This is a genomic window from Nocardioides gansuensis (genome assembly GCF_003076135.1).
Classification (GTDB): domain Bacteria; phylum Actinomycetota; class Actinomycetes; order Propionibacteriales; family Nocardioidaceae; genus Nocardioides; species Nocardioides gansuensis.
In genome coordinates, this window is record NZ_QDGZ01000011.1 from 51176 (window position 1) to 74772 (window position 23597).

The window sequence follows — 23597 nt, forward strand, 5'->3', positions numbered from 1 at the left end:
GATCGGGGCCTCATGGTGAACCTGATCAACCTCGAGCGCGTCTCGAAGTCCTACGGCATCCGGCCGCTGCTCGCCGACGTCTCCCTCGGCGTCGCGCAGGGTGAGCGGATCGGCGTCGTCGGCCGCAACGGCGACGGCAAGACCACACTGCTGCGCGTGATGACCGGCGAGGAGGAGCCCGACTCCGGGCGGGTGTCGCGCACGCGCGGCCTGGAGATCGGCTACCTCCACCAGGGTGACGAGCTGGTCGACACCCACACCGTGCGCGAGGCGGTCCTCGGCGGCCGCTCCGACCACGAGTGGGCCGGCGTCCCGACGATGCGGCAGGTCGTCGAGGAGCTGCTCGCCGGCATCGCCCTCGACCGCGCCGTCGTCGGCCTCTCCGGTGGCGAGCGGCGCCGCTGCGCGCTGGCGGCCCTGCTGCTCGGCCACCACGACCTGATCATCCTCGATGAGCCGACCAACCACCTCGACGTCGAGGCGGTCGCCTGGCTGGCGGAGCACCTCGTCTCGCGGGCGAGCGCCCTCATCGTCGTCACCCACGACCGGTGGTTCCTCGACGAGGTCTGCCAGACGACGTGGGAGGTCCACGACGGGGCGGTGGACTCCTATGAGGGCGGGTACGCCGCGTTCGTGCTCGCCAAGGCGGAGCGCCAGCGGCAGGCGGCGTCCTCGGAGGCCCGCCGGCAGAACCTCGTGCGCAAGGAGCTCGCCTGGCTGCGCCGCGGCGCACCCGCGCGGACGTCGAAGCCGAAGTTCCGCATCGACGCCGCCAACGCGCTCATCGAGGACGTGCCGCCGCCGCGCGACCGGATGGAGCTGCAGCGGTTCGCGACCCAGCGGCTCGGCAAGGACGTCATCGACGTCGAGGACGTCGACCTGTTCCGCGGCGAGAGGCAGCTGCTCTCGCACGCGACGTGGCGACTCGGGCCGGGCGACCGTGTCGGCGTCGTGGGCGTCAACGGCGCCGGCAAGACCTCGCTGCTCTCCCTGCTGTCCGGGGATCTCGCGCCGGCCGCTGGCCGCGTCAAGCACGGCCGCACGGTCGCCCTGCAGCACCTCACGCAGGCGCTGGACGAGATCGACCCCGAGGCGCGGGTGCTGCCGACGGTCGAGTCGATCCGGCGCGTCATGAAGACCATCGACGGGCAGGAGCTCTCGGCGACGGCCCTGCTGGAGCGCTTCGGCTTCACCGGCGACCGGCTGACCGCCCGGCTGGGCGACCTCTCGGGTGGCGAGCGGCGGCGCTTCCAGCTGCTGCGGCTGCTGCTGACCGAGCCCAACGTGCTGCTGCTCGACGAGCCGACCAACGACCTCGACATCGACACGCTCAACGTGCTCGAGGACTTCCTCGACGGCTGGCCCGGCACCCTGGTGGTCGTCTCCCACGACCGCTACTTCCTCGAGCGGGTCACCGACTCGGTCTGGGCGCTGCTGGGCGACGGCCAGGTCTCGATGCTGCCGCGCGGTGTCGACGAATATCTCGAGCGCCGGGCTGCGTCCGCAGCGTCATCCGCTCCGGCCGCTCCGGCGGCCGGGCCGCCTGACGTCCCGGCCCCCAGCACCGGCGTACCAACCAGGGCGAAGCCCGGCAGCGCCGCGGAGCGGGCGGCCCGCAAGGCGCTCGCGCGCGTGGAGAAGCAGCTCGAGCGTATCGCCGAGCAGGAGGCGGCCCTCAACGCCGAGGTGGCGGCCAACCTCACCGACTATGCCCTGCTCGCCGACGTCGGCGCGCGCCTCAAGGCGCTGGCCGAGGAGAGGGAGCAGCTCGAGCTGGAGTGGCTCGAGGCCTCAGAGGTCCTCGACTGAGCTGAACGGCGCCAGCAGCGTGCGCAGCAGCCCGGCCAGCCGGTCGCGGTCGCGCGCGGGCAGGTCGGCGATCAGCGCGGCCTCGGCCTCGACGAGCGCGGTGAACGCGCCGTCGACCGCGGCCCGGCCTTCCGGCGTGAGCCGCACCAGCACGCCGCGGCGGTCGCGCGGGTCGGGGAGCCGCTCGACGAAGCCGCGCGCCGCCAGCCGGTCGACCCGGTTGGTCATCGTGCCGCTGGTCACCAGCGTCTCGCGAAGCAGGCGGCCGGGGGAGAGCTCGTAGGGCTTCCCGGCCCGACGCAGCGCCGCCAGCACGTCGAACTCCCAGGACTCGATGCCGTGCGCGGTGAAGGCAGCTCGCCGCGCAAGGTCGAGGTGCCGGGCCAGCCGGCTGATCCGGCTGAAGACCTCCACCGGCGCCAGGTCGAGGTCGGTGCGCTCGCGCGCCCAGGCCTCGACCAGGTCGTCCACCTCGTCCCGCATCCCCCCAGTCTGCCAGATCCGTCGAGAATCTTGACATCGAGACAGTGTCGGCTACATGCTGGATCTCTCGACATCAAGACACTTTGGATAGTCCGTGACGAGCGGACCCCGAACGGGCACCGTGGAGGGTCCGATCGTCACGGACTATCCCGACGGAGGGAGTGGGTCGATGAGCCGGCACACGTGGGACCCCGAGAGATACCTGACGTACGCCGACGAGCGGGGGAGGCCTTTCGTCGAGCTGCTCGCCCGGGTGGCCCCGGACCCGGACGGGGCCGACGAGCCGCGCACGGTCGTGGACCTCGGCTGCGGGCCGGGCAACCTGACCGCCCTCCTCGCCCGGCGCTGGCCCCGCGCCGCGGTCACCGGTCTCGACAGCAGCCCCGAGATGATCGCGCGGGCCCGCACCGACGTCCCGGGCGTCGCCTTCGAGGTGGCCGACCTGCGCGAGTGGGCGGCCCCCGACGCGCTCGCCCTCCGCGCCCCGGTCGACGTGCTCGTCTCCAACGCCACCCTCCAGTGGGTGCCCGGCCACCTCGAGCTGCTGCCCGGCCTGCTGGACCGGGTGGCGGCGGGCGGCTGGCTCGCCTTCCAGGTGCCCGGCAACTTCGAGGAGCCGAGCCACAGCAACCGGCGCGACCTCGCCGCGGAGGCGCCGTACAGCACACACACCCGGGACGTCGCCGTGCCCGAGGCGCACGACTCCGCGACCTACCTCCGCGTCCTCCAGGCCGAGGGCTGCGACGTCGACGCCTGGGAGACGACCTACCTCCACGTCCTCACTGGCGAGGACCCCGTCTTCACGTGGGTCTCCGGCACCGGCGCGCGCCCGACGCTCCAGGCGCTGCCGGACGAGCTGCGCGGCGACTTCGAGGCCGAGCTCAAGCGCCGGCTCCGCGACGCCTACCCGCCCGACGCGCAGGGCCGGGTCGTGCTGCCGTTCCGTCGCGTCTTCGTCGTGGCCCGGAAGGCATCGGGGAGGAAGGCATGAGGCTCCACCACGTCCAGGTCGCCTGCCCGCCGGGAGGCGAGGCCGAGGCGCGTCGCTTCTGCGCCGGGGCGCTGGGGATGACGGAGGTCGAGAAGTCCACGGCCCTCGAGGCCCGCGGTGGCTGCTGGTTCCGCGCGTACGACGCCTCCGGCGAGGTCGCTGCCGAGCTGCACGTCGGCGTCGAGGAGCCGTTCCGGCCGGCCGCGAAGGCGCACCCGGCGTTCGTGGTGGACGACGTGGCCGAGGTCGCGGCGCGGCTGCGCGCCGGCGGCTACGCAGTCGACGAGAGCCAGCGGACGACCTTCCCGGGCTACCTGCGGCTGCACACCTTCGACGGGCACGGCAACCGGGTCGAGGTGCTCCAGCCGGCCTGAGCTGGCGAGGTGGTTTCGAGGCTCGTCGCTGGCGCTCCTCGCACCTCAACCACCGACTCGGGCGCTTCACCGATGAGGGGAACGGCCCCCCGGTCGCTTCACCGCTAGACGGACACCGGTTCGGGTACCGCGCTGCCATCGGCACTCACCACGGGGAGGAACCATGCGCGGCTCTGTTCTCACGGCGGGACTCCTGCTGCTCGGCCTGACGGCCGCCTGTGCGCAGGGCACGGGCGACGAGGAGACGCCCGACGCCAGCTTCGACTCCGAGGCGCAGCTCACCGGCACGCTCGACGCGATGGGCTTCGGTGAGACCGACGAGGTCGCCACCGCCCGCCTGGAGGAGGCGAAGAAGGCCCTCGGCGACGTCGAGGTCAAGCTCATCGAGGGGGAGCTCGACGTCCAGCAGTTCCTCTCGTCCGTCGCGGCCGGCGACCCGCCGGCGATCCTCTACGCCGAGCGAGACCAGGTCGGCACCTTCGCCTCGCGCGGCGCGATCGTGCCGCTGGACGAGTGCATCGACGGCGAGGGCATCGACACCGACGTCTTCGACGACGCCGCGCTCGAGCAGGTGACGTTCGAGGACGAGGTCTACGGCATCCCGGAGTTCAGCGTCGTCCAGCTCACCATGGCCAACCGGGACCTGCTAGACCAGGCCGGCCTTGCCATCGAGGACGTCAACGGGTCCAGCTGGGAGTCGATCACCGAGGCCAATGAGGAGCTGGCCCGGCAGGATGGCAAGAAGGTGTCGGTCATCGGCTACGACTCCAAGCTGCCGGAGTTCCTCCCACTCTGGGCCAAGGCCAACGGCGCCGACCTGATCTCCGAGGACGGCCGCACCGCCCAGCTCGACGACCCCGCCGTCGTGGAGGCGCTGGAGTGGGCGGTCGACATCTACGACGCGCAGGGTGGCTTCGGCTCGGTCAAGGCGTTCCGCGACCAGGCCGACTTCTTCGGCGACGGCAACCAGTTCGCCACCGGCACGCTGGGCGCGATGCCGATGGAGCAGTGGTACGTCAACGTGCTCAACGAGGTCAGCCCCGACGCGCCGCTCGCCTTCGACACCGTCCGCGACCGCAGCGGCGAGACGATCGCCTGGACCAGCGGCTCGGCCTGGGCGATCCCCAAGGGCAGCCCCAACCCCGAGGCTGCGTGCCGCTTCGCGAAGGTGATGACCCAGACCTCCAGCTGGGAGGCCGCGGCCGACGCCCGGCTGGCCGAGCGCAAGGGCGGCGAGAGCATCTTCACCGGCATCCTGACCGGCAACGACGAGGCAGACGAGGCGGTGCGCGCGAAGGTCGAGCCCTCGGGTGACGAGGTCTGGGACAGCGCCGTCGAGGCGATGTACGAGGCGAGTGAGAACACCTTCGCCCTGCCCGCCAACCCGGCAGGCGCCGAGTTCGAGGCGGCCTGGCAGGACGCGGTCAACCGGGTGCTCAACGGCCAGGAGGAGCCGGAGCAGGCGCTGCAGAAGGCGCAGGAGGAGGCGCAGAAGGTGCTCGACGAGGCCTGGGCCCGCTGGGATGAGTGAGGCACGGGGATGAGTGAGGCGCGGGGATGAGTGAGGCGCGGGGACGCCTGCGCAACGGCGACACCCGGGCGGCGTTCCTGTTCCTCTCGCCGTGGCTGGTCGGGTTCCTCCTCTGGACCGCCTACCCCGTCGTCTACACGGCCTACCTCTCGCTGACCGACTACGACGTCATCAACGACCCCACCTTCGTGGGGACGGAGAACTACCGCGAGATGCTCACCGACGACAAGGTCACGCTCGCGCTCGGCAACACGGCGATCTACGCCGTCCTGTCGGTCCCGTTCCAGCTGGGCGTCTCGCTCGCCCTCGCCCTGCTGTTGCAGCGGGCGGGACGCGCCCGGGGGTTGTTCCGCACGGCGTTCTTCCTGCCCAAGATGACGCCGCCGGTCGCCATCGGCGTGCTGGTGCTGCTGCTCCTCAACGGTCAGAGCGGCCTGCTCAACGAGTCCCTGTCCTGGGTGGGCATCGACGGCCCGAACTGGACCACCGACCCGCCGTGGGTCAAGCCCGGCCTCGCGCTGATGAGCCTGTGGACCATCGGCGCGGAGATCATCATCCTGCTCGCCGCGCTGGAGAACGTGCCGCGCGAGCTGTGGGAGGCCGCCCGCGTCGACGGCGCCTCCTGGTGGGGCCGCTTCCGCCACGTGACGCTGCCGATGATCAGCGGCCCGCTCTACTTCCTGGCGCTCGTCGACACCATCGCGGCGTTCCAGAGCTTCACCGAGGCCTACACCGCCTACTTCGGCGCCGGCAACTCGACGTACGGCAACGACGCCGCTCTCTTCTACGTCATCTACGTCTTCCAGCAGGCCTTCGAGTTCCTGCACATGGGGTACGCCGCGGCGCTGGCGATGCTGCTGTTCCTGGTGGTGCTTGTGGTGACCGCCGGCCAGTCGGCGCTCACCCGGCGATACGTCTTCTACTACGGGGACCAGCGATGAGCGCCGTACGCCGCTGGCTCGTGCTGCTGGGGCTGTGCGCCTTCTCGCTGGTGTTCCTCTACCCGTTCGCCTGGCTGGTCAGCGCCTCGTTGAAGCCGCGCAGCGACGTCTTCGACAACAAGCTGATCCCCGAGGTGGTCACGTTCGACAACTACGTGGAGGTCTGGCAGGAGGCGCCGATGGCGCTCTGGCTGGCCAACACGCTGATCGTGACGGTGCTCGCCACCGTGACGGCGACGTTCTCCAGCGCCCTGGTGGCCTGGGCGTTCGCGCGCTACCGGTTCCCCGGCCGCGACATCCTGTTCGGCCTGGTGCTCGCGTCGATGATGATCCCGCAGGCCGTGACGATGATCCCGACGTACCTGATCTGGGACCAGCTCGGCTTCGTCGGCACCCTGGTTCCGCTGTGGGGAGGCAACCTCTTCGGCAGCGCGTTCTACATCTTCCTGCTGCGGCAGTTCTTCCTCACGCTCCCGCGCGAGCTCTTCGACGCGGCGCGGGTCGACGGCGCCAGCCACTGGCAGTCGTTCTGGCGGGTTGCGGTGCCGCTGACCCGGCCGGCCCTGGTGGTCACGGCCGTCTTCGAGTTCCAGGCGGCGTGGACGGACCTGATGCGGCCGCTGATCTACCTGCGGGACTCCAGCACGTTCACGATCCCGCGGGGGCTCAAGGCGATGCTCGACCAGTTCGGCTTCGGGGGTGAGTGGCACTGGGAGCTGATCGTCACGGCGAGCGTGATCAGCACCGTGCCGATGATCGTCCTCTTCCTGGTCGCTCAGCGGCAGATCGTCGAGGGGATCGCGACGACTGGCACGAAGTAGGTCGACTAGCTGCCGCTGACCAGGCGCGGCTTCGGCTCCAGGCCCGAGAGCCCGTTCCAGGCGAGGTTGACCAGGTGGGCGGAGACCTCCTCCTTCGGGGTCTCGCGGTGGTCGAGCCACCAGAGCCCGATCTGGGAGACCATGCCGACGAGCATCTGGGCATACATCGAGCCCGACGTCGGGTCGAGCCCGAGCCGCTCGAAGGGGTCGACGAGGATCCCCTCCACGCGGGAGGCGACGTCGCCGATGATCGACTGGAAGGACGCCGACCCGACGGGGTCGCGCACCAGGATCCGGAATCCGTCGGGGTTAGCCTCGATGTAGTCGAGCAGCGCGCCCGCGGCCTGCTCGAGGAGCATCCGCGACGACCCGTCCGACAGCGCGGCGCGCATCAGGCCGAGCAGCTGGGTGACCTCGCGGTCGACCACGACGGCGTAGAGGCCCTCCTTGCCGCCGAAGTGCTCGTAGACCACCGGCTTGGAGACATCGGCCCGCGTGGCGACCTCCTCGATGGCGGTGCCCTCGAAGCCCCGCTCGGCGAAGAGCCGCCGGGCGACCTCGATCAGCTGCTCCCGCCGCTCGGCGCCGGTCATCCGGGGGCGGGTGGGGACGCGTCGTGCGGGCACCCCTGCATTGTTGCATTGTCGACCCCGCTTTGACAATGAGAATCGTTCGCATCTAGCGTCCGGGACACATCCACACCAGGAGAGGCTCCATGGAAATCCACCGAATCCGTCGCACCGCTCCCCGGGCGGTCGCGACCCTGATCACCGTGCTCGCGGCCGCCGGCTGCGCCGCGCCGGCCGCCCCGGGTGCCGGCGACTCCGCCGTGCTGCGTGTCGCCGGGCCCTTCGAGACGCACAGCGTCGCCCCGGTGGAGAGCGACGGCCTCTTCACCCGGCTGGAGGTCGTCGAGACGCTCGTCAGCAGCGACCTCGAGGGTGACCTGATGCCCGGACTGGCGACCGGGTGGGACGAGTCGCGCGGCGGCCGCTCGTGGACCTTCGAGCTGCCGGCGGATGTGACCTTCCACGACGGCACGACGCTGACCGCCGACGCGGCGGCCGCCTCGCTCCGGGCCGCAGCCGAGGAGGAGGCCAGCCCGCTCGCGGCGGCCCCCATCCGCGGCATCGAGGCCGAGGGGGACGCGGTCCGGATCGACCTCGCCGCGCGGTATCCCGCGCTGCCCGCGGTGCTGACGCACTACAGCACCGTCGTCCTGGCGCCGTCGTCCTACGACGCCGACGGGGCCGTCACCGAGGTCGTCGGCACCGGCCCCTACCGCGTGGAGCGGCTGGAGCTGCCGGCGAACATCGAGGTGCGGCGCTTCGAGGACTACCGCGGCCCGGCGCCGCAGATCGAGCGCGTCGCGTTCCAGGCCGTCGGGCGGGCGGAGTCCCGCGCCCTGCTCGCGGTGGGGGACCAGGCCGACGTCGTCTTCGGGCTCGAGCCCGCGGGTCGGGAGCGGGTCGACCAGGCGCCGGGGGTGGCGATGGAGTCGAGCCTGCAGCCGCGCAGCCTCCTGCTGAAGGTCAACGCCAAGGACCCGGCCCTGGCGGACGTGCGGGTGCGCCGGGCCCTGAGCATGGCGCTCGACCGGGCGGCGATCGCCGACGCGGTGCTGCGCGAGCCCGACCTGGCCGCCACCCAGCTGTTCCCGCCGTCGCTGACCGCCTGGCACGTCCCGACCCTCGACCCGCTGGAGCAGGACGTCGAGCAGGCCCGCGAGCTGCTGGCCGAGGCGGGCTGGACCGCCGGCCCCGACGGCATCCTGGAGAAGGATGGCGAGCCCCTCCGCCTCACGCTCACGACATACCCCGACCGCCCCGAGCTGCCCGCCCTGGCCACCGCCATCCAGGCCGACCTGCGGGAGGTGGGTGTCGACCTGGCGGTCGACGTCACCAACTCCAGCGAGATCCCCGCGCGCCACGCCGACGGCACGCTCGACCTGGGTCTCCTGGCCCGCCACCTGGCGCTCGTCACCGACCCGTTGGTGACGGTGGCCGAGATGTTCCCACCCGAGGGCTCCGACTGGGGCGCGATGAACTGGAGCGACCCGGCGTTGCTCGACGCCATCGAGACCCTGCAGTCCGACGCCGACGACACCACGGCCGCCCGCGCCCGCACCACCATCGCCGAGACGGCCCAGGCCGAGCTGCCGCTCATCCCCGTGGCCTGGTACCGGATGAACGCCGCGGTCAACGAGCGCGTCGCCGGCTTCGTGATGGACCCCCTCGAGCGCACCTGGCACCTCTCGGAGATGGAGTGGGCCTCGTGAGCGCGGTCAGCGGCAACCGGCTGCCCGGAGTCCTGGTGCGCCGCGCGGCCCAGGGGGTCGGAGTGGCGCTCGTCGTCTCGGCGCTCTGCTTCGTGGTCGTGCGCGCGCTGCCCGGCGACGCGGCATACCGCATCGCCGCCGGACGCTACGGCTACGACCTGGTCGACGCCGCCGCCGCCGACGCGGTCCGCGCGGAGCTCGGCCTCGACCGCCCGGCGTGGCAGCAGTACGCCGAGTGGGTGCTGGCCCTGTTCCGCCTCGACCTTGGCGAGTCGCTGGTGACGTCCCGACCCGTGGTCGACGAGCTCGGCCTCTACCTCGTCGGCACGCTGCAGCTGAGCGTCCTCGCGCTCGCGCTGGCCGCCCTGATCGGCGGCGGGCTCGGCGTGGTGGCCGCCCGGCGCCCGGACGGCGCCGTCGACCGGCTGGTCACCGGGTGGATCGCGGCCGTGCGCGCGCTCCCGCCGTTCCTCCTCGGACTCCTGCTCGTCCTGCTGCTCTCCATCCAGCTCGGCTGGCTGCCTGCAGTCGGCCACGAGGGCGCCGCAAGCATCGTGCTGCCGGCGCTCACCCTGGGCATCGGGCTCTCGGGCCTGTTCGCCCGGGTCACCCGCGACGCCGTGGTCGAAGTGCGACGCTCCGACTACGTCCGGTTCGCCGCGACCAAGGGGCTCTCGGGCCGGGTGGTGCTCCTGCGCCACGTGCTCCGCAACACCGGCGTGGTGCTCGTCCCCTACCTCGGCGTCCAGGCGGTGACCCTGGTCGAGGGCGTCGTGGTCGTCGAGAGCCTCTTCGCCTGGCCGGGCCTGGGACACGCGCTCGTGCACGCCGTCTTCTGGCGCGACGTACCCGTCCTGCAGGCGAGCGCCCTGGTGCTCGCCCTGCTGGTGGTGGCGCTCAACACCCTCGTCGACGTCACGGTGCTCTGGCTCGACCCGCGGCCGCGCGGACGGAGGGCGGTCGCATGAGCACCGCCGTGATGTCCGAGCTCTCCGGGGCGACCGTCGAGCCGGCGCGCAGCTGGACCCCCTCCCGCGTCGTGGCCGGCGCCGGCCTGGCTGTGCTCGTCGCCTTCGCCGTGGTGGGCCCGCTGGTGCTCGCCGACCCGCATGCCCAGGACCTGGCCCGCTTCCTCGAGCCGCCGAGCCTGGCCGAGCCGCTGGGCCGTGACGACTACGGGCGCAGCGTCGTCTCCCGGCTCGCGCACGCCACCCGGCTCTCCCTGGTGCTCGGAGCGGTGTGCGTGCTGACCGCTCTCGTGCTCGGGACCGCCACCGGCATCCTGGCGGGGTGGGTCGGCGGCTGGGTCGACGCCGTGCTCCGCGGGCTCTCCGAGGCCTTCGTGGCGATCCCCGCCCTGCTGGTCGTGCTGCTCGTCTCCGCGATGGCGCCCGAAGGCAGCCTGCTGACCCTCTACGTGGGCCTGGCCCTGGTGCAGTGGGTGGAGTACTTCCGGGTGGTCCGCGCCCGCGCGGCTCTCGTCCTCGGCACACCCGCGGTGGAGGCCGCCGGGCTGCTCCGGCTCGGTCGCTGGCACGTGCTGCGCCGGCACCTGTGGCCGGAGCTGCGGCCGGTCCTGCTGACGCTGGCGTCGCTGGGGATGGTGACCTCGATCCTGGCGATGTCGACGCTCGGCTTCGTGAAGGTCGGGCTGCAGCCCCCGCGCGCAGAGCTCGGCCTGATGACGACCGAGGCCTTCCCCTTCTACGACGCGGCTCCCTGGCTGGCGCTGGCCCCCGTGTCGGTCCTGTTCCTGCTGACGGCCTGCCTGCTCGGGCTCCGACCCAAGGAGGTCGCACGATGACCACCCTCGACATCCACCACGTGCGTGTCACCCACCGGGGCACGCCCCTGGTGGAGGTGTCCGACCTGAGCCTCGAGGCCGGGCGCGCCTTCACCATCGTCGGGGAGAGCGGGTCGGGCAAGTCCCTCCTCGCCCACGCCGTGATGGGGACGCTCGCAGCCGGGCTCGCGGTCGAGGGCGCGATGTCGCTGGACGGCCGGCGGATCGACCTGGCGGACCCGGGCAACCGGCGTGCCCTCTGGGGCCGGGAGCTGGCCCTGCTGCCGCAGGAGCCCGCCTCGGCACTGGATCCCACCATGCGGGTCGGGGCGCAGGTGGCCGAGGGGATGCTGGAGCAGACCCCCCGCCGCGAGCGCCTCGCCCTCGCGGAGGCCGCGCTTGCCGGTGTCGGCCTGGCCGGACGTGGGCGGGACTACCCCCACACGCTCTCCGGCGGCATGGCCCAGCGCGTGACGTACGCCGCGGCAACGATCGGCGGGGCGCGCGTGCTGCTCCTCGACGAGCCCTCCAAGGGGCTCGACCGTCGGGCCGTGGACCAGCTTGGGGACCTGCTCGACAGGCATCTCGCGGACGGCGGGCTGCTGCTGACGATCACACACGACCTGCGCCTGGCCAGTCGGCTCGGCGGCACAGTCGCGGTGATGCGCGAGGCCGCGATCATCGAGTCGGGCCCGGTCGACCGGGTGCTCGGGGATCCGCAGGCCGACTACACGCGCCGCCTGGTCGGGGCGGACCCGGCCCGATGGGACCGCCCCTGGCAGCGTGCCGGGGTGGTGCCCGAACGGTCGGCGCCCCCGCTCGTGGTGGCCACGGACGTGGGCAAGTCCTACGGCGACGCGGTCGTCCTCGACGCGGTGTCCCTCGAGGTCGGGGCGGGGGAGCGGGTGGCGCTCGTGGGGCCGAGCGGCTCCGGCAAGACCACCCTGGGCAACGCACTGCTGCGGCTCGTCCCGGTGGACCGGGGCACGGTCACGCATGCCGCGGAGCTCTCCGGGGGCCGCGTGCAGAAGCTCTACCAGGACCCCGCCCTGTCGTTCCCCGCCCACGTGCCGCTCGGTGCGGGCATCGGCGACGTCGCCCGCCGCCACGGGGTCGACCCCGGACGCGTGGACGAGCTGCTGGTGGCGATGGGGCTGGCCCCCGAGCTGATGCAGCGGCGCCCCGGGCAGGTGTCCGGTGGCGAGCTGCAGCGGATCGCGGTCGTCCGGGCGATGCTGCCGGCCCCGGCGCTGGTCTTCGCGGACGAGGCGACCTCCCGGCTGGACCTGCTCACGCAGGAGCTGACCGTCGACTGCCTGATGACCGAGCTGGCCGCCCGGGACTGCGCGCTCCTGATGATCACGCACGACGAGGCGCTCGCCGAGGCCGTGGCGGACCGACGGATCGCACTCGGAAAGGCGGGCAGCCGGGAGAAGACGGCCGTGCCCTCCTGAGGGTCAGGCGGCCAGGCGCGCCTCGATGCGCTCCTTGACCGGCCAGCGCACGTCACTGACCCAGCCGGCCTTCTCCAGCAGCCAGATGATGCGCGCGGAGGCGTCGAGCTGGCCGGGGAGGACGCCGTGGCGGGCGCACGTGGGGTCGGCGTGGTGGAGGTTGTGCCACGACTCGCCCATCGAGGGGATGGCCAGCCACCAGACGTTGGCGGACTTGTCGCGTGAGAGGAACGGCCGCTCGCCGATGGTGTGGCAGATCGAGTTGATCGACCAGGTCACGTGGTGCAGCAGCCCGACCCGCACGAGTGAGCCCCAGAAGAACGCGGTGGCGGCGCCCTGCCACGACCACGTCACCAGGCCGCCGATGACGGCCGGCAGGGCGAGCGAGAGGAGCACCCACAGCCAGAAGGTCTTCGAGACCCAGATGAGGTCGCGGTCCTTCATCAGGTCGGGGGCGTACTTGTGCTGCGGGGTCTGCTCCTCGTCGAAGAGCCAGCCGATGTGGGCGTGCCACATCCCCTTCCACAGCGCCGGGATGCTCTCGCCGTACTTCCAGGGGGAGTGCGGGTCGCCGTCGCGGTCGGAGAACTTGTGGTGCTTGCGGTGGTCGGCCACCCAGCGCACGAGCGGGCCCTGGACGGCCATCGAGCCGATGATCGCGAGCGCGATCTTGACCGGGCGGTTGGGCTTGAAGGACTTGTGCGTGAAGTAGCGGTGGTAGCCCACGGTGACGCCGCCGCAGGTCAGGAAGTACATGAACACCGCGATCGCGACGTCCGTCCAGCCGAGCCAGCCGCCCCAGGCCACGGGCACAGCGGCGAGCACCGCCGCGAAGGGGACGAGGATGAACAACGCGAGCGCCACCTGCTCCTTCCGGGACTGGGTGTCGCCGCCGAGCGTGGCACGGGCGGGCTCGGTCTGCCGGTGTTGGGTCGCGGTCACGCGGGTCTCCAGGGGGTGTGGTGCTGCTACCTACGCAACCGTAACCTCTGGCCCCCGCGTGACCAATAGTCCGTGCCTGCTCAGGCCAGGAGGTCGTCCATCTGCGAGACGGCCTCGGTGAGGCCCTGCTCCATGTCCATGGCGCCCATCTGCTCCATCTGGGTGCCGTCGCGGAAGTGGGCGGTGATCGTCATCCGGGTGCCGCCGTCGGTGGTGGCGAGGGTGACGACGTTGTGGGTGCAGTCGCTCCGGTCGAGCGGCTCGCCGTCGGGCCCGGCGAAGCCGTCGTCGAACTCGATGAGCCACGGCGATGTCACCGTGGTCGTGGTCCACCAGCCCTTGGCCTGCTCGCCGTCGGGGCCGGTCATGTAGTAGCGCGACTCGCCTCCCTCGGTGAGCTCGTGGGTGACGAAGGTCGCCGGCCAGCTGGGCGGACCCCACCACTGCGAGAGCTTGTGCGCGTCCTCCCACAGCTCCCACACCTTCTCGGCGGGGGCGGCGAGATCGGCGACCAGGGTCAGGGTGAGGGCGTCGGTGTCCCTCGTGGTCGAGACGACGGGCATGGTGCTGCTCCTTCAGTGAGATTGCGTCGGGTCGGCGACCAGCGACTCGGCGCGGGCGAGGCGCTGGTGCCACAGGTGCTCGTAGGCGTCGAGCAGGGCGTTGGCCTGCCGGATGGTGCCGACGTCGCCGCGCACGATCTGCTCGCGCCCGCGCCGCTCCTTGGCCACCAGCCCGGCCCGCTCGAGCACCGCCACGTGCTTCTGCACGGCGGCGAAGCTCATCGCGTAGCGCTCCGCCAGCGACGAGACCGACTGCTCCTGCTCGATCACCCGCGTGACGATGTCGCGCCGGGTCCGGTCGGCCAGTGCCTGGAAGATCCGGTCGGCCACGTCGTCAGTGAGTCCACGTACAACCATTTGGTTGTACGTTATCGAGACCGGGGTCACGCCCGCAATCCCTTACCCACGGGTAACATCGGCGCATGCCTCGCGTCCTCGACCTCTGGAACACCACCAGCAAGCTGCCCCAGGGCAAGCGCGTCTTCTCCCTCGCCTTCTCCCAGATGGCGCCCTACTTCGGGACGATCCACCCGCGGTTCGTCGACATCCGGCCCCACTACGCCGAGCTGGTGATCCCCAAGCGCCGAGGGGTGCACAACCACCTCAAGACGGTGCACGCGATCGCGCTGTGCAACGGACTCGAGGCCGCGATGGGCGCCCTGGCGGAGGCCACCATCCCGAGCGACAAGCGCTGGATCCCCAAGGGGATGGAGGTCTCCTACACCGCGAAGGCCGACTCCGACATCACCTGCACCGCCGAGACCGACCCCGAGCAGTGGACCTCCGACAATCCCGACCTTCCCGTCCGGGTCAAGGGTGTACGCCGCGACGGCACGGTCGTCATCGAGGGCGTCATCCGGCTCTGGGTGACCAGGAAGAAGTAGCCACTTCGGGGGACGCGGGCGGGCCGACGCGCGAGTACGTTCGACAGATGGCCTTCACGGTGGACGGCACCGCCTACGACCGCTTCATGGGCCGCTACTCCGAGCCGCTGGCCGACCAGTTCGTCGAGTGGGCGCGCGTCCGTCCGGGCATGAAGGCGCTCGACGTCGGCTGTGGACCGGGTGCGCTGACGGCGCGACTGGTCGACCGGCTGGGCGCCGACGCGGTCACGGCCGTCGATCCCTCGCCCAGCTTCCTGGCCAGCCTGCAGGAGCGGCTGCCCGGTGTCGATGCCCGACGCGCCGGGGCCGAGGCGGTCCCCTTCCACGACGACACCTTCGACGTGGTGACGGCCCAGCTCGTCGTCCACTTCATGAAGGACGCTCTCGCCGGGTTCGAGGAGATGACCCGCGTCGCCGTGCCGGGCGGCACCGTCTCGGCCTGCACCTGGGACCTCGCCGGGGATCGCTCCCCGATCAGCCCGCTGTGGCGGGCCGTCAGGGACCTGGACCCCTCGGTCAAGGGGGAGGAGAAGTTGCCCGGCACGGACCGGGGAGAGCTGGGCGAGCTGGCCCGGTCGGCCGGCCTCACCGACGTCGAGGAGTCGGAGCTGGCCGTGATCGTCACCCATCCCAGCTTCGAGGAGTGGTGGGAGCCCTACACCCTCGGCGTGGGACCGTCGGGCGACTACGTCGTCTCCCTCGACGAGGAGCACCGCGCCGCGCTGCGCGAGCGCTGTCGCGAGCTCCTCCCGCCCGCGCCGTTCCAGCTCGAGGCCGTCGCATGGACCGTGCGCGGCCGCGCCGTCTGAGACTCGTTGCTCGAGTAGCCGCCCGGGGATGAGGCGGCGTATCGAGACCACTGACAGACGGTCGTGTGGTCTCGATACGCCTTCGCCTGACGGCTCGGGCTACTCGACCAGCGACAGGCTCACCGGGATCAGCGGCTGTCGAAGGGAGCGCCGGTGGTCGTGCCGTGCTCGCCCACCATCGACACCTCCAGCACCTTCTTCTCGCCGACGTACTTCCTCTGGACCCAGTTGGCGAGCCAGGTGAGCAGCAGGTTGACCAGGATGTAGAGCGACGCGATCACGATGATCGTGGCGACGTGGTTCTGGAACGTGGGGAAGATCTGCCGCGCCATGCGGGTGAGACCGACGCCGGCGATGACGTAGCCGAGGGCCGTGTCCTTGAGGGCGACGACGCACTGACTGATGATCGCCGGGATCATGATCTTCACGGCCTGCGGCAGCAGGACGAGCGTCATCACCTGCGTCTTGCGCATGCCGATGGCGTACGCCGCCTCCGCCTGGCCCTTCGGCACGGCGTTGACGCCGGCCCGGAAGACCTCGGCGAGGACGGCGCCGTTGTAGAGCGTGAGCGCCAGCACGACCGACCAGTAGGTGCGCGTATTGAGGGGCTCGAAGTCGCCGAAGATCGCATAGAAGCAGAAGATCATCAGCAGGATGACCGGCACCGCGCGGAAGAACTCGACGACCAGCCAGCAGGGCCAGCGGAGCCACGCGTGGTCGGAGAGCTTGCCGACACCGAAGATGACCCCGAAGACGACTGCGCCGATGATCGCGAGGAAGGCCATCTGCAGCGTGATCAGCAGGCCGTCGACCAGGATGGCCTCGATGTAGCGCGGCGTGAAGAACGGCTCCCACTTCTCGTAGGTCATCTGGCCGCTCGCCCAGAGTCGGTAGAACGCGAAGGCGATCAGCCCGGCGATCGCGGCGATGCCGACGAACGTGTAGATCCGGTGGCGGGCCACGGTGGCCGGGCCGGGGGCGTCGAAGAGGACTGCGGCAGGCATCAGGCGATCCTCCAGCGACGCTCGAGCAGGGTGGCGAAGAGCGAGACGACCTCGACCAGGATGATGTAGCCGAGCGCGAAGGCGATGAAGATCCCCCAGCGCTGGTCGGCGTGGTTGTTGGTGAAGATCTTCATCTGGGCAGCAGCCTCGAGGACGCCGAAGGCAGCCGCGACCGAGGTGTTCTTGAGGAGCGCGATCAGGGTGCTCGCCAGTGGCGGCACGGAGGCGCGGAAGGCCTGCGGGAGCACGACCTGGCTCATCACACCGGAGAAGGGGAGGCCGATCGCGCGGGCGGCCTCGGCCTGGCCGAGCGGCACGGCGTTGACGCCGGAGCGCAGCGCCTCGGCGACGAAGCAGGCGGTGTAGAGGCTCAGCGAGACGACGGCGGCGGTGAAGAACGAGGTGAAGTCGAGGGTGCCGATGTGGATGTCGACCCACTGGAAGTTCAGCAGGTTCCAGACCTTGCCGGCGCCGAGCTGGAAGAACATGAAGATCATCACCAGTGGGGTGTTGCGCACGACGGTGATATAGACGGCCGCCGCCCTGTTGAGCACCGCGATGGGACCCACTCGCATGGAGACGAGCAGGGTGCCGAGGAGAACTGAGAACACCCCCGACACTGCGAAGAGCAGTGCCGTGTAGCCGAACGCCTTGAGCACGGCGTCGAATTGGTCGAGAACGGCCTCCACGCCAGTCCTTCCTCCAGTGGGTACGGCGAGCGGAGCCGGGATACGGTCCCGGCTCCGCTCGCCCGGTGTCAGATCAGGACTCGGGGCAGGGGTCCAGCTCCGGGAACTCCGGCGTCTCGACGCCTGACGCGCCCAGGGTGCCCTCGAACGCCTCCGCCCACTGGCCGCTCTCGTTGGACTCGGTCAGCACGTCGTTGATCCACTGGCACATTTCGGGGTAGTCCTTGCTGTAGCCGACGCCGATGCGCTCCTCGGAGAACTCCTCGCCGACGACCGAGAGCTCGCCCTCGTTCTGCGCGGCGTAGCCCATCAGGATCGTGCCGTCCGTCGACATCGCCTCGACGGTGCCGTCGAGCACCTTCTCGGCGCACTCGGAGTAGGTGTCGAAGCCGACGGGCTTCATGCCCTGCGCCTCGACGTTCTCCAGCGAGGTCGAGCCGGTCACCGAGCAGACCTCCTTGCCCTGCAGGTCGTCGACGCTCTCGACGTCGCTGTCGGACTTCACCAGCAGCTGCTGGCCAGTGACCATGTAAGGACCCGCCTGACCGACGACCGCGCGGCGCTCCTCGGTGATCGAGTACGACGCGAGCACCAGGTCGACGGTGCCGTCCTGGAGGAAGGGCTCACGGTTGTCGGAGATGGTCTCGATCCACTCCACCTGGCTGGTGTCGTTGGGGTCGAGGCCCAGGTCTGCGGCCAGGAGCTTGGCGATCTCGACGTCGAAGCCGGTCGGGATGTCGGACGCGGGGTCCTTGAAGCCCAGACCGGGCTGGTCGTACTTGACGCCGATCTTGACGCCGCCCGCCTCGGCGAGCTCCCGCATGCGGGTGCCCTCCTCGAACTGCTCGGCGGCGTTCTCCTCCACCTCGACGTCGACGGGGCCCTCCTCCTCACCGGCCTCGCCACACGCGGCGAGCGAAAGGGCCAGGGCCGTGGCGGCGAAGACCGCCTTGGTACGGATGAATCGCATCTGCATCTCCTTGTTGTGGATGTCTCAGTGCTTGAGGATCTTGCCGAGGAAGTCCTTGGCGCGGTCGGACTTCGGGTTGGTGAAGAACTCCTCGGGAGTGCCCTCCTCGACGATCGCGCCGTCGGCCATGAAGACGACGCGGTTGGCGGCAGTGCGGGCGAAGCCCATCTCGTGGGTGACGACGATCATCGTCATGCCCCGGCCGGCGAGGTCGATCATCACGTCGAGGACCTCCTTGATCATCTCCGGGTCGAGCGCGGAGGTCGGCTCGTCGAAGAGCATCACCTTCGGCTCCATCGCGAGCGCGCGGGCGATCGCGACACGCTGCTGCTGTCCGCCGGAGAGCTGGGCGGGATACTTGGCGGCCTGGTGGGCGACCCCCACGCGATCCAGCAGCTCTCTGGCCTTGGCCTCCGCCTCGGCCTTGTTCATGCCGCGCACCTTGATCGGCCCCAGGGTGACGTTCTCGAGGATCGTCTTGTGGGCGAACAGGTTGAAGCTCTGGAACACCATGCCGACTTCGGCCCGGTGCGCCGCGAGCGCCTTGCCCTCCTGGGGCAGCTCCTTGCCGTCGATGAAGATGACGCCGTCGTCGATGGTCTCGAGCCGGTTGATGGTGCGGCACAGCGTTGACTTGCCCGAGCCGGATGGGCCGATCACAACGACGACCTCGCCCTTCTGCACGTTCAGGTCGATGTCCTTGAGGGCCTGCATCTGACCGAAGTACTTCTGCACGCCCCGCATCTCGACGAGACCGCTTCCGTGGCCGGCAGCAGCCGGCTGTCCCTCCAGCACTGTCATGGCACGCAACCTACCTAGTGGAGAGTGCTCGGGGCCACGTCCGCAGGCGGAGAGGCAAAACGTGATCCAGTCGTGACGTCCCCTTGCTCGTGCGCACGGGCCCGGCGGCGCGCGCCATACGCCGGGCCGGGCGCCCTGCACGCGACGGAGCCCCCGGCGTGGGTGCGCCGGGGGCTCCGGGGTCGATCAGGTGCGCGATGCTCAGCCAGCGCCCACCGCGGCGGCAGCGTCGAGCCGTGGCCCGGTGAACGCCGTGGTGAGCGGCAGGTCGGTCCGGGCCGTGTCGACGATCCGCTGGGCGGCTGTCGCTCCCGTGATGCCCTGCTGGGCCAGGAGCGCGCCCACACCGGCGACGTGCGGCGCCGCCATCGACGTGCCGGACATGACGCCGTAGCCGTCGATGCCCGTGCAGGAGTCGGTCTCCAGGCTGAGCGGCACGGTCGCCCAGATGGCGCCGTCGCAGGTGAGGATGCCGCCGCCGGGAGCCGCGATGTCGATCTCGTAGCCCCAGTCGGTGTAGACCGCCGGGTCCTCGGTCGGGCCGTACGCCGCGACGCACAGTGCCGTGTCGTTGTAGAACTCGCTGCCCTGGCCGCACCACGGGACGCCGTCGTTGCCCGCCGAGAGCGTGACCAGGATGCCGGCGTCGGACGCCTCCTGCACGGCGGCGCTGAACTCGTCGACCGGGAGCACGGGGTTGTCCAGGATCGGGCCGGTCCCGGCGACGTAGCCGATGCTCATGGTGATGACGTCGGCTCCCTCGGCCACGGCGTACCGCATCGCGGCGGTGGTGTCGCCGGAGATCGAGCCGTCGTCATCACCGACGCGCAGCGGCATGATGTTCGCTTGCGGCGCGACACCGGTGATGCCCGAGCCGTCCGCGGCGGCCGCCACCGTGCCCGCGACGTGGGTGCCGTGGCCGTGCCCGTCGTCGACGTAGGACATGCCCTGGCACGGTGCCTTCACGCCCTTCGGGCAAACCCACGAGACCGGGTTGACGATGCGGCCGGCGAACTCGTTGTGGTCGACGTCGATGCCGGTGTCGATCACGGCAACCGTGACGCCCGCGCCGGTGGCGACCGAGTTGGCGAGCGGGGACCCGATCTCGGCCATGTCCCACTGCTTGTGGGTCAGGTCCGTGGCGTACGGAGCCGCCGTCTGCGTGGGCGCCTTCGGGCCCTTCTTCCGTTCGAGGTCCTGCAGGTCCGCCGCTGCTGCGGTGGGGGCCACCAGCAGACCGACCGCGGCCAGCGCCAGGCAGGTGGGGCGGAGAGCACGGAGGTGCATGGGTGTCTTCCTTCCGAAAAGAGGGACGTCACGCTCAACGCCGGCACCCGCCAGAGCGTTATGGGCAGCGGGGGGCGGTCGTGCGATTGGGGCGGCCCCCGCGCCGCGCCGTACCCTTGACCGGTCATGACCAGCGCCACTCGCACCTACGAAGTCGTCACCTACGGGTGCCAGATGAACGTCCACGACTCCGAGCGCCTCACCGGCCTGCTCGAGGAGGCGGGCTATGTGCGCGCGCCCGAGGACGAGCAGGCCGACGTGGTCGTCTTCAACACCTGCGCGGTGCGGGAGAACGCCGACAACAAGCTCTACGGCAACCTCGGCCACCTCGCGCCGGTGAAGGCGAAGAAGCCCGGCATGCAGATCGCCGTCGGCGGCTGCATGGCCCAGAAGGACCGCGACACGATCGTGAAGCGCGCGCCCTGGGTCGACGTCGTCTTCGGCACCCACAACATCGGCTCGCTGCCGGTGCTGCTGGAGCGTGCGCGGGTGCAGGAGGAGGCGCAGGTCGAGATCCTCGAGTCGCTCGAGGTCTTCCCGTCGACGCTGCCGACCCGTCGAGAGAGTGCGTACGCCGCGTGGGTGAGCGTGTCGGTCGGGTGCAACAACACCTGCACGTTCTGCATCGTCCCGTCGCTGCGCGGCAAGGAGAAGGACCGCCGGCCGGGCGACATCCTCGCCGAGGTGCGCGCGCTGGTCGCCGAGGGGGTCACCGAGGTGACGCTGCTGGGGCAGAACGTCAACTCCTACGGCGTCGAGTTCGGCGACCGGCAGGCGTTCTCCAAGCTGCTGCGCGCGTGCGGCGAGATCGAGGGGCTGGAGCGGGTGCGCTTCACCTCGCCCCACCCGGCGGAGTTCACCGACGACGTGATCGCCGCGATGGCCGAGACGCCCAATGTGATGCACCAGTTGCACATGCCGCTGCAGTCCGGCTCCGACCGGGTGCTGCGCGCGATGCGCCGGTCCTACCGGTCGTCGAAGTTCCTCGGCATCATCGACCGCGTGCGCGAGGCGATGCCGGACGCCGCGATCACCACCGACATCATCGTCGGCTTCCCGGGGGAGACGGAGGAGGACTTCCAGGCCACCCTCGACGTCGTACGCCGCTCCCGCTTCGCCGGCGCCTTCACGTTCCAGTACTCCCCACGCCCTGGCACGCCTGCCGCGACGATGGACGACCAGGTGCCGCCCGACGTCGTGAAGTCCCGCTACGAGCGGCTCGCCGCGCTGGCGAACGAGGTCGCCTGGGAGGAGAACAAGGCGCTCGTCGGACGCCGCGTCGAGCTGATGGTCGCCGAGGGAGAGGGTCGCAAGGACACCGCCACCCAGCGGCTCTCGGGGCGTGGGCCGGACAACCGGCTGGTGCACTTCACGCCCGACCTGTCCGGCGTCTCGACTCCGCTCGACCAGCCGGAGTCGGTGGGTCGACCGGAGTCGGTGGGTCGAGCGGAGTCGAGACCCATCCGGCCGGGCGACATGGTCACCGTCGAGATCACCTATGCCGCGCCCCACCACCTCGTCGCCGACGGCCCGGTGGTGGCCGTGCGCCGCACCCGCGCCGGCGACGCCTGGGAGGCCCGCCAAGGGGCTTCCGCGTCCACCGGCGCGTCGGTCGGGCTCGGCATGCCGTCGGTCGGCGTGCCCGCCCCGCTGTCCACCGCGCCCGCCTGCGGCTGAGTTTCCACAGTCCGCGGAAGCCGCCTGAGCGGGGGTCTCGACTCCGCTCGACCACCGGGACTCCGCTCGACCACCGGGACTCCGCTCGACCACCGGGACTCCGCTCGACTACCGCGGCTCCGCTCGACCACAGACAACCGGGTTGATCACTGCTACCCCGCGGCAGTGATCAACCCGGCTCCTGGTTTCACGCGGGCGGCTCGACGCTCCCGTCCTCTGCCTCCTGGCCGGCGTCCGGGGTCACCTCGGTGCCGGCCTCCTGGTCGTCGGCGTGGCCCTCGGGCGCCTGCTTCTTCTCGTCGGGCGCGGAGACCTCCGGTGGCAGGACGTCGTCGACACTGGGGTTGCGGCCCGGGTCGAGGTCGCGGCCGTCGGTGACCGGCTCGTCCTCGTAGACGGCGTCGATGCCGCCAGGCACCAGCTCGGGCTCGCTCACGGTGGGTTCGGGCATCGGCCCGAGATCTTCGGTCTTGCTCATGGGTCCCTCCCTTGGGGTGACCCGTCCCCGGTTCCCGCAGAGGGCCTGCGTTACACCCGCTCGCCGGCGAACCCGAACGAGAGGTAGCGCTCGCCGCTGCCGAGCGAGGCCAACGCGAGGGCCTCGTGGGGTACGACGGGGTGGGGCAGGTCGTCGAGCGGACACCACCGGAGCTCCACCGCCTTCTCCGGCTCGGTGATCGTCGGCTCGCCCGCCCACGACCGCGCCGTGAAGAAGAAGTCGACCCGCTCGTCGATGTCCTCGCCGCCCCGGGTGCGCTGCATCGTGAACTCGAACCGCAGGTCCACCCCCGTCAGGCCGAGCTCCTCGGCGGCCTCGCGCCGCGCCGCGTCGTACGCCGTCTCGCCGCGCTCGACGTGGCCGGCGGCCGCGGCCGCCCAGTGGCCAGACATGTAGGGGACGTCGCCGCGCAGCTGCAGCAACACCTCGGTGCCGCGGGCGCCCTCGCGGAGGAGGAAGACGTAGGCGGCAGGGACGACGACGAACCGGTCTGGCACGCCGCCGACCCTAGCCCGCTACGACGTCCGTCAGGGGCGCGGCTGGTACTGCTCGCCGGTGGCGGGGTTCTCCGGGTCGGTGGGGAGTCCGGGCTGGTAGGGGTCGGTGGTGGGCTCGGTCGGCTCCGTGGGTTCGGTGGCCGGGTCGACGCCCGGCTCCGTGTGTGGATCGACCGAGGGGTCGCTGGACTGGCTGGACGGCTTGACCTCGGGCTCGGTGGGCGAGGTCGGGTCGCTGGGGTCGATGGGCTCGCCCGGGAGGGGAGTGGGCTCGCCGGGCAGCGGCTCGCCGGGCTCGCCGGGGACCGGCTCGCCCGGGATGGGCGCGGTCGGGTCGGTCGGGGGGTCGGTGGTCGGGTCGACCGAGGGATCCGTGGTGTCCGCCGGCTCGGCGCCGATGCCGCCGCCGATCCGGCCGCGCAACTTGTCGACAGCTCCCTTGAGCTGGTCTCCGATGCTGCTCATGCTCATCAACTCCCGAGTGAGGGACCGGGCCGATCCCGGCCGCAC

The 23597-nt window shown here is 71.3% G+C and carries 26 protein-coding genes; 13 read left to right on the forward strand and 13 right to left on the reverse strand.

Features of this window, described 5'->3' with window-relative positions:
• The first annotated feature begins 12 nt into the window (after nucleotides 1-12).
• Nucleotides 13-1809, forward strand: a complete 1797-nt coding sequence (locus DDE18_RS20430) for an ABC-F family ATP-binding cassette domain-containing protein (RefSeq protein ID WP_116574119.1) — start codon at nucleotides 13-15, stop codon at nucleotides 1807-1809.
• Here the strand turns inward: DDE18_RS20430 and DDE18_RS20435 are convergent.
• A complete protein-coding gene (locus tag DDE18_RS20435) occupies nucleotides 1792-2292 on the reverse strand; it encodes a MarR family winged helix-turn-helix transcriptional regulator (protein ID WP_116574120.1) in 501 nt (166 codons plus the stop codon). The genes DDE18_RS20430 and DDE18_RS20435 overlap by 18 nt on opposite strands.
• Nucleotides 2293-2461: 169 nt before the next feature.
• On the opposite strand from DDE18_RS20435, the gene DDE18_RS20440 reads away from it, so the two are divergent.
• The 5 genes from DDE18_RS20440 to DDE18_RS20460 all read left to right on the forward strand — a co-directional run bounded on the left by DDE18_RS20440 (nucleotide 2462) and on the right by DDE18_RS20460 (nucleotide 6950).
• Nucleotides 2462-3283 carry a methyltransferase domain-containing protein gene (locus DDE18_RS20440; RefSeq protein ID WP_116574220.1) on the forward strand — a complete coding sequence of 274 codons (822 nt, stop codon included), beginning with the start codon at nucleotides 2462-2464 and terminating at the stop codon, nucleotides 3281-3283.
• Nucleotides 3280-3657 (forward strand): VOC family protein, encoded by a 378-nt coding sequence (locus DDE18_RS20445; RefSeq protein WP_116574121.1) that lies wholly within the window; start codon nucleotides 3280-3282, stop codon nucleotides 3655-3657. The genes DDE18_RS20440 and DDE18_RS20445 overlap by 4 nt, the downstream gene beginning before the upstream one ends.
• Before the next feature lie 163 nt (nucleotides 3658-3820).
• On the forward strand, nucleotides 3821-5188 hold the full coding sequence (locus DDE18_RS20450) for an extracellular solute-binding protein (protein WP_116574122.1): 1368 nt from the start codon (nucleotides 3821-3823) through the stop codon (nucleotides 5186-5188).
• A 26-nt stretch (nucleotides 5189-5214) separates the two neighbouring features.
• Nucleotides 5215-6129, forward strand: coding sequence for a carbohydrate ABC transporter permease (locus tag DDE18_RS20455; protein WP_116574123.1), 915 nt, complete (start codon nucleotides 5215-5217; stop codon nucleotides 6127-6129).
• Complete coding sequence (locus DDE18_RS20460; protein WP_116574124.1) at nucleotides 6126-6950, forward strand: carbohydrate ABC transporter permease; 825 nt, start codon at nucleotides 6126-6128, stop codon at nucleotides 6948-6950. Before DDE18_RS20455 ends, DDE18_RS20460 begins: the two co-directional genes overlap by 4 nt.
• Nucleotides 6951-6955: 5 nt before the next feature.
• On the opposite strand, the gene DDE18_RS20465 is transcribed toward DDE18_RS20460, so the two are convergent.
• On the reverse strand, nucleotides 6956-7543 hold the full coding sequence (locus tag DDE18_RS20465; protein WP_116574126.1) for a TetR/AcrR family transcriptional regulator: 588 nt from the start codon (nucleotides 7541-7543) through the stop codon (nucleotides 6956-6958).
• A 122-nt stretch (nucleotides 7544-7665) separates the two neighbouring features.
• Between DDE18_RS20465 and DDE18_RS20470 the strand changes: the two genes are divergently transcribed.
• Genes DDE18_RS20470 through DDE18_RS20485 form a run of 4 tightly spaced genes read left to right on the forward strand, consistent with a single transcriptional unit; the run spans nucleotide 7666 to nucleotide 12465 of the window.
• Nucleotides 7666-9228 (forward strand): ABC transporter substrate-binding protein, encoded by a 1563-nt coding sequence (locus DDE18_RS20470; protein ID WP_116574128.1) that lies wholly within the window; start codon nucleotides 7666-7668, stop codon nucleotides 9226-9228.
• Nucleotides 9225-10196, forward strand: coding sequence for an ABC transporter permease (locus tag DDE18_RS20475; protein ID WP_116574222.1), 972 nt, complete (start codon nucleotides 9225-9227; stop codon nucleotides 10194-10196). The genes DDE18_RS20470 and DDE18_RS20475 overlap by 4 nt, the downstream gene beginning before the upstream one ends.
• On the forward strand, nucleotides 10193-11032 hold the full coding sequence (locus DDE18_RS20480; RefSeq protein ID WP_211754661.1) for an ABC transporter permease: 840 nt from the start codon (nucleotides 10193-10195) through the stop codon (nucleotides 11030-11032). The genes DDE18_RS20475 and DDE18_RS20480 overlap by 4 nt, the downstream gene beginning before the upstream one ends.
• A complete protein-coding gene (locus DDE18_RS20485) occupies nucleotides 11029-12465 on the forward strand; it encodes an ABC transporter ATP-binding protein (RefSeq protein WP_116574130.1) in 1437 nt (478 codons plus the stop codon). The genes DDE18_RS20480 and DDE18_RS20485 overlap by 4 nt, the downstream gene beginning before the upstream one ends.
• A gap of 3 nt (nucleotides 12466-12468) precedes the next feature.
• Here DDE18_RS20485 and DDE18_RS20490 read toward each other — a convergent pair whose 3' ends face one another.
• The 3 genes from DDE18_RS20490 to DDE18_RS20500 form a co-directional block, all read right to left on the reverse strand.
• Nucleotides 12469-13407 carry an acyl-CoA desaturase gene (locus DDE18_RS20490; protein WP_245916906.1) on the reverse strand — a complete coding sequence of 313 codons (939 nt, stop codon included), beginning with the start codon at nucleotides 13405-13407 and terminating at the stop codon, nucleotides 12469-12471.
• 80 nt (nucleotides 13408-13487) lie between these two features.
• On the reverse strand, nucleotides 13488-13970 hold the full coding sequence (locus DDE18_RS20495; RefSeq protein ID WP_116574134.1) for an SRPBCC family protein: 483 nt from the start codon (nucleotides 13968-13970) through the stop codon (nucleotides 13488-13490).
• Nucleotides 13971-13982: 12 nt separating this feature from the next.
• Nucleotides 13983-14300, reverse strand: coding sequence for an ArsR/SmtB family transcription factor (locus DDE18_RS20500; RefSeq protein ID WP_245916907.1), 318 nt, complete (start codon nucleotides 14298-14300; stop codon nucleotides 13983-13985).
• Nucleotides 14301-14392: 92 nt separating this feature from the next.
• Here DDE18_RS20500 and DDE18_RS20505 point away from each other — a divergent pair, with 92 nt between their 5' ends.
• Both DDE18_RS20505 and DDE18_RS20510 read left to right on the forward strand, forming a co-directional pair.
• Nucleotides 14393-14854: a hotdog fold domain-containing protein gene (locus DDE18_RS20505; protein ID WP_116574138.1), complete on the forward strand. Its 462-nt coding sequence runs from the start codon at nucleotides 14393-14395 to the stop codon at nucleotides 14852-14854.
• 47 nt (nucleotides 14855-14901) lie between these two features.
• Nucleotides 14902-15663 (forward strand): class I SAM-dependent methyltransferase, encoded by a 762-nt coding sequence (locus DDE18_RS20510; protein WP_116574140.1) that lies wholly within the window; start codon nucleotides 14902-14904, stop codon nucleotides 15661-15663.
• A 128-nt stretch (nucleotides 15664-15791) separates the two neighbouring features.
• Here DDE18_RS20510 and DDE18_RS20515 read toward each other — a convergent pair whose 3' ends face one another.
• From DDE18_RS20515 to DDE18_RS20535, 5 genes are all read right to left on the reverse strand, one after another.
• Complete coding sequence (locus DDE18_RS20515) at nucleotides 15792-16667, reverse strand: amino acid ABC transporter permease (protein WP_116574141.1); 876 nt, start codon at nucleotides 16665-16667, stop codon at nucleotides 15792-15794.
• Entirely contained in the window at nucleotides 16667-17356 is a 690-nt protein-coding gene (locus DDE18_RS20520) for an amino acid ABC transporter permease (protein WP_211754662.1), read from the reverse strand. The genes DDE18_RS20515 and DDE18_RS20520 overlap by 1 nt, the downstream gene beginning before the upstream one ends.
• A 73-nt stretch (nucleotides 17357-17429) precedes the next feature.
• The gene (locus DDE18_RS20525) at nucleotides 17430-18326 is read right to left on the reverse strand and encodes a glutamate ABC transporter substrate-binding protein (protein ID WP_116574228.1); all 897 of its coding nucleotides are present in this window, start codon (nucleotides 18324-18326) and stop codon (nucleotides 17430-17432) included.
• 24 nt (nucleotides 18327-18350) lie between these two features.
• The gene (locus tag DDE18_RS20530; protein ID WP_116574143.1) at nucleotides 18351-19127 is read right to left on the reverse strand and encodes an amino acid ABC transporter ATP-binding protein; all 777 of its coding nucleotides are present in this window, start codon (nucleotides 19125-19127) and stop codon (nucleotides 18351-18353) included.
• 201 nt (nucleotides 19128-19328) lie between these two features.
• Complete coding sequence (locus DDE18_RS20535) at nucleotides 19329-20414, reverse strand: S8 family serine peptidase (protein ID WP_116574145.1); 1086 nt, start codon at nucleotides 20412-20414, stop codon at nucleotides 19329-19331.
• A gap of 126 nt (nucleotides 20415-20540) precedes the next feature.
• Here DDE18_RS20535 and miaB point away from each other — a divergent pair, with 126 nt between their 5' ends.
• Entirely contained in the window at nucleotides 20541-22091 is a 1551-nt protein-coding gene (gene miaB, locus DDE18_RS20540) for a tRNA (N6-isopentenyl adenosine(37)-C2)-methylthiotransferase MiaB (protein WP_116574147.1), read from the forward strand.
• Between the two features lie 187 nt (nucleotides 22092-22278).
• Here miaB and DDE18_RS20545 read toward each other — a convergent pair whose 3' ends face one another.
• The 3 genes from DDE18_RS20545 to DDE18_RS20555 are packed head-to-tail and all read right to left on the reverse strand — an operon-like array spanning nucleotide 22279 to nucleotide 23552.
• Complete coding sequence (locus DDE18_RS20545) at nucleotides 22279-22569, reverse strand: hypothetical protein (RefSeq protein WP_116574148.1); 291 nt, start codon at nucleotides 22567-22569, stop codon at nucleotides 22279-22281.
• Between the two features lie 50 nt (nucleotides 22570-22619).
• Nucleotides 22620-23087 (reverse strand): NUDIX domain-containing protein, encoded by a 468-nt coding sequence (locus DDE18_RS20550; RefSeq protein WP_116574150.1) that lies wholly within the window; start codon nucleotides 23085-23087, stop codon nucleotides 22620-22622.
• 30 nt (nucleotides 23088-23117) lie between these two features.
• Nucleotides 23118-23552 carry a hypothetical protein gene (locus DDE18_RS20555; protein WP_116574152.1) on the reverse strand — a complete coding sequence of 145 codons (435 nt, stop codon included), beginning with the start codon at nucleotides 23550-23552 and terminating at the stop codon, nucleotides 23118-23120.
• Nucleotides 23553-23597: the final 45 nt, after the last annotated feature.